At 24.0% G+C, this 4,262-nt stretch carries 4 protein-coding genes and 2 pseudogenes; 1 reads left to right on the forward strand and 5 read right to left on the reverse strand.

Features of this window, described 5'->3' with window-relative positions; all coding sequences use genetic code 4:
* Together C6B38_RS09280 and C6B38_RS09285 are read right to left on the reverse strand one after the other, a co-directional pair.
* Positions 1-305 (reverse strand): annotated as a pseudogene (locus C6B38_RS09280) (IS30 family transposase); the annotation flags it as partial.
* Positions 304-852: pseudogene (locus tag C6B38_RS09285) on the reverse strand (IS30 family transposase); the annotation flags it as partial. The pseudogenes C6B38_RS09280 and C6B38_RS09285, both read right to left, overlap by 2 nt.
* Before the next feature lie 119 nt (positions 853-971).
* Between C6B38_RS09285 and C6B38_RS09290 the strand changes: the two are divergent.
* Positions 972-1,415 (forward strand): lipoprotein, encoded by a 444-nt coding sequence (locus C6B38_RS09290; RefSeq protein ID WP_105299412.1) that lies wholly within the window; start codon positions 972-974, stop codon positions 1,413-1,415.
* Positions 1,416-1,429: 14 nt separating this feature from the next.
* Here C6B38_RS09290 and C6B38_RS09295 read toward each other — a convergent pair whose 3' ends face one another.
* From C6B38_RS09295 to C6B38_RS09305, 3 genes are read right to left on the reverse strand one after another with little or no spacing between them, the layout of a single operon-like run.
* The gene (locus C6B38_RS09295; protein ID WP_105299413.1) at positions 1,430-3,610 is read right to left on the reverse strand and encodes a spiroplasma phage ORF1-like family protein; all 2,181 of its coding nucleotides are present in this window, start codon (positions 3,608-3,610) and stop codon (positions 1,430-1,432) included.
* Positions 3,610-3,849: a hypothetical protein gene (locus C6B38_RS09300; protein WP_199558631.1), complete on the reverse strand. Its 240-nt coding sequence runs from the start codon at positions 3,847-3,849 to the stop codon at positions 3,610-3,612. The genes C6B38_RS09295 and C6B38_RS09300 overlap by 1 nt, the downstream gene beginning before the upstream one ends.
* 11 nt (positions 3,850-3,860) lie before the next feature.
* The gene (locus C6B38_RS09305) at positions 3,861-4,097 is read right to left on the reverse strand and encodes a hypothetical protein (protein ID WP_015967964.1); all 237 of its coding nucleotides are present in this window, start codon (positions 4,095-4,097) and stop codon (positions 3,861-3,863) included.
* Between the last annotated feature and the right edge of the window lie 165 nt (positions 4,098-4,262).

Genomic DNA, 4,262 nt, shown 5'->3' on the forward strand with positions numbered 1-4,262 from the left:
CTTGATTGTTCTGCTAAAACTAAACAACTAGATAAATGTTCTTTTCCAACAACAGTATCCATTTCTAATCAACCAATATTAGAAACTTTATTTTCAATATCTCAAATTGACTTAAAATCAGTTAATTTACCACGATTATCTTTTTTTCCTTTTGTTTTAAATTTTTTACCACGATATCGTAAATTTTCTTTTTTTAATCCAAATTCACCTAAACAAATTCATTTATAAAAAGTTTTAAGACAAGCAGGAAATTTAACACCAAATTTTAAAAAATAACGATAAATAAGTTCTGACGGTGAATCATTTTCCAACAACAGTATCCATTTCTAATCAACCAACATTAGAAACTTTATTTTCAATATCTCAAATTGACTTAAAATCAGTTAATTTACCACGATTATCTTTTTTTCCTTTTGTTTTAAATTTTTTACCACGATATCGTAAATTTTCTTTTTTTAATCCAAATTCACCTAAACAAATTCATTTATAAAAAGTTTTAAGACAAGCAGGAAATTTAACACCAAATTTTAAAAAATAACGATAAATAAGTTCTGACGGTGAATCATGGTATTTATTAAGTCTAATTTTCATAAAATTAATCTGTTCTTTTGTAAATTTACATCTTTTATTATTCTTTTTTCTTTTCTCATAATACATTTTATCTGACTTATAAGCACTATATTCATCAGTAGTTTTAAAACGCTTAATTTCTCGTAAAATAGTACTACGATGTCTATTCAAACATTTAGCAATTACAGAAATATTCTGTTTACCATTCTTTTTTAAAAAAATTTTTGATAATAATGATTGTTCTAATTTAACTTTATCCATAAAACTTAAATGACTATACATAACATTTATATACCTTTCATTAACTTATAAAATTTTTAATATTTAATACGAATAATTGATATATAATTGATATGTAATAAAATCAATTATATATAAAAAAATAAAAAGGAGCAATTTAAATGAAAAGAATACTTAGCATAATAGGAGCAATCGGATTAACCGCAACAAGCACAACAACATTAATCAGTTGTAAAAAAGAAAATAATAATGAAAACGAGGAAAATAATAAACCAGAACCACAATATAATCCACAACAACCACCAAAAGGTAGTAATTGAAAATTAATTGAAAATAATAATAGAGAAAGTGAATTTTCAAAACCAAATAATAAATGATATTTTTATATTCGAATTACTGATATTCGAATTACTGATAAATATGTTTGCGAAAAAGTTTATTTTGATAGTAATTTTATAAAAAATCAATATACATACTGACAACATTTAAAATATGGAATTAATTTTCCTGTTTATCGTTGAGATGGCGTTGGTGAACTACAATTACCAACCATTGACAAAAAAACCGGTGAAATTACTGACTGAAAAGAACAAAAAAGGAACTAAATAACAGTTCCTTTTTATATTAATCGCACAAATTTCATAAAAATAATTAATAAAAAGATATTTGTTATTGTACTATACAATGCTGGATTAAATTTTCATACCTCAAATATTTGACTAAAAAAACTATATACTGTTTCAAAAACCTTACCAACACCACTCGCTAATTCATTAACTTGTTTAACACCGGGAATAGTATTGACAATTCAAATCACCGCATTTTTAATATGAGCACCAAAATCTCATCAACCCTCTGGCGTTACATATTGCACTTGTCATCATTGTTTATCAGGGAACAACCCACCATTATTAATTTCTTGTCAGTTATAAATTCCAAAATTAAAATCATAATATCGGTACATATCATTTTCTTTTTGTGCTTGCAATTCAAAAACATTATAACCAATTTTTTGTTCTTCAATTTTTTTATATTGCAAACCATATTTATTTTGTAAATCACCGCCAAAAACATAACCCGAATTTGACTTAATATTATAATTATTAGCAACCGAAAAATCATAATTAAAAACACTACCATAATTATTAATCGTATAAAACCGATTTTTAAATGCTGAATATAATTTAATATCTAACTGTTTATATTTATCTGAAAAATAAAAATATCGTGGGTAAATTTTAAAACCATTATTTACTAATAAACCATATTTTTTATTATAACCTTGAACATAAGTATTATTCTCTAAATCAAAAATCGTACGTAAATAATTAGTATAAAATTTCTGTGAAATCTTAAACATACTATTTAATAATTTATCAAATTGTAATTTATCGTTAATATTTTCACTCAACAAAATATTATTAAAATTTTGTAATTTCAAAGCAAAAAAGTTAACTAAAACAGTATCATACTGTAAATTATCAATATATCCATATTCAATAAACGAACTACGATTTTGAAACACTGGCACCAAAGCACTTGCAAAAAACGACTGTAAAAACTTAGATAAATCAAACTGACAGCTAAACTGTTGATAATACTTTAAATCTTTACTATTTAATGATGAATAAATTGAACCATTAAAATTAAAAACTTCACCCATTCCCGTTCGCATAAAACTAAAATTGAAACTTAAATCATCATTATTAATATTATTTAACTCTAAACTACCAGAAATAATTAAATTTGCTTCATCAACAGTTAAAATCATCCGATAAATTGCTTTTTTAATATTTTTAACATCCAATTCATCAACCGTCTCAAAATCAAAAATTATCCGCTTTGTACCAACCTTATTCGGATTTTCATAATCCGCACTACCACCTTGCTGAACTCTAATATTTTCTTGCAAAACAGAATATAAAGATAAATCAATAAATTCTTTTACGCGAGTTTGTTGATAACTATTTCAGTCAATAATTTCACCGGTTTTTTTGTCAATGGTTGGTAATTGTAGTTCACCAACGCCATCTCAACGATAAACAGGAAAATTAATTCCATATTTTAAATGTTGTCAGTATGTATATTGATTTTTTATAAAATTACTATCAAAATAAACTTTTTCGCAAACATATTTATCAGTAATTCGAATATCAGTAATTCGAATATAAAAATATCATTTATTATTTGGTTTTGAAAATTCACTTTCTCTATTATTATTTTCAATTAACTTTCAATTATCTTGTTTCAACTTAACTCTTGGATAATGATTTTCTTTATAACGCTCAACATTTTCCACAATTTTTTTCGATACATCATACATCTTATATTTTACAGCAAAGGCATAAATAAAATCAGTTAAATCATTCAAAAAATTCTCTCTTTTAACATCATAAAATTTTTCAACCATATACCGATTTTTTAAACTATGTCATTGTTGATAATAATTCAAAAATACTTCATTAGGTTTATCATAAACAACTCCGGTGGAATAACTATCTTGTAAAAAATCTAAATACCATTTATCATTAAACAATAAATTTTTTGATGTTTTTAAAGTTGGATTAATAAAATAATTTGTTTCCGACCAATTTTCAAAAAAACTACTGCGTAAAAACATTGTATTAATAAAATCAGTTTCATTAATACCTTTACCAGTAATATTAATTTTTTTATTCTCTTGTTTAAGCGTATAATGCTCCTCATTTAAGGGTCTAAACGCCGTTAAAGTAATAAATGGAATAACCAAACCCAAAAAAGTTAAAATAAATATGGCAAATAAAGATAATGACTTACGCATTATTCTTTACCACCTTTCTTCTTTTTAAAATTAATTATAAATAAAATACATCAAACTAATTCAAATCAAAAATACAAATTTGCAACTAACATATATCAGAATAAAATACCAAACTCATTAATTAATTTATCTCATTTATCGTAAATTAATCCAATAAATAAAGCAAAACCAACAACTAAAATATATACTAATATTTCTCATCATTTTTCTTTTAAAAACTTTAAAATTTTAATTTTCATAAACTCAACTCCTAACTATACAATGTTTTTGAAACAATAAACCCAACAATATATAAACTTGATATCGTTAACATTAACGGATGACTAAACAAAACTGCCATTCTGCCAAATAATCAAATCAACCAAGTATCAGAATTATATAAATCCATAATAATATTTTTTGCTGATGTAAATTGATTAATAATAACAGTAATAAAACCAGTTCCAAATATCGCAATTGCCGCCACCAATAAAACTAATTTAATCATTACTTAACACCTCTTTTAAWTTTTGCTTGTTGTCTAACATTTTGACKCTTAATTTCTCGTTTAACTTGCTGCTTATTACTATTTTGATAAACATTTTTACCAACATTAATACCTTTTCGTACAGTTGACGAATATACTTGTGAAACACCATTATTAACTGTTGAA

Origin of the sequence: Spiroplasma sp. ChiS, from assembly GCF_002968355.1 — a bacterium.
Classification (GTDB): Bacteria; Bacillota_I; Bacilli_A; order Mycoplasmatales; family Mycoplasmataceae; genus Spiroplasma; species Spiroplasma citri.